The organism is Bradyrhizobium valentinum (genome assembly GCF_001440405.1).
Classification (GTDB): domain Bacteria; phylum Pseudomonadota; class Alphaproteobacteria; order Rhizobiales; family Xanthobacteraceae; genus Bradyrhizobium; species Bradyrhizobium valentinum.
In genome coordinates, this window is record NZ_LLXX01000182.1 from 72,417 (window position 1) to 72,933 (window position 517).

The 517-nt window shown below is 70.0% G+C and carries 1 protein-coding gene; it reads right to left on the reverse strand.

Annotation, left to right across the window (positions count from 1 at the left end; all coding sequences use genetic code 11):
* Window positions 1-17: 17 nt before the first annotated feature.
* A partial coding sequence (locus CP49_RS46425) for a hypothetical protein (RefSeq protein ID WP_197423311.1) occupies window positions 18-517 on the reverse strand: 500 nt, incomplete at its 5' end.

The window sequence follows — 517 nt, forward strand, 5'->3', positions numbered from 1 at the left end:
GTTGCGCATGTCGATCATCAGCATGACGGCAACACCGGGATGACGTTCACCGCGCAGAACGAAATTGGATCGAGCACCGGCGCATCGACGCCGCAGACGCCGCCGAGATTGGCCGCACAGACACCGGTATCGACACCGCAGGCGTCGGCGCCCGCCTTGGCGGCGCAGGCATCCGCATCGGCACCGCAGGCATCGAGCGACGCGTTGGCGGCACAGGCATCGGCATCGGCGGCGCAGGCGTCGGCAGACGCGTTGGCTGCACAGGCATCCGCATCGGCCGCGCAGGCCTCCGCGACCGCGTTGGCCGCGCAGGCGGCGCTGTCTGCGGCGCAAGCTTCGACGGCCGCATCGGCACCGCAAGCATTGCTGTCCGCCGCGCAGGCTTCGGCGCCTGCATCTGCGCCGCAAACATTGCCGTCAGCTCCGCAAGCTTCGACGGTCGCATCCGCGCCGCACACATTGCCGTCCGCGACGCAGGCATCCGCGCCGCCGTCGACGCCGCAAGCGTTGCCATCAG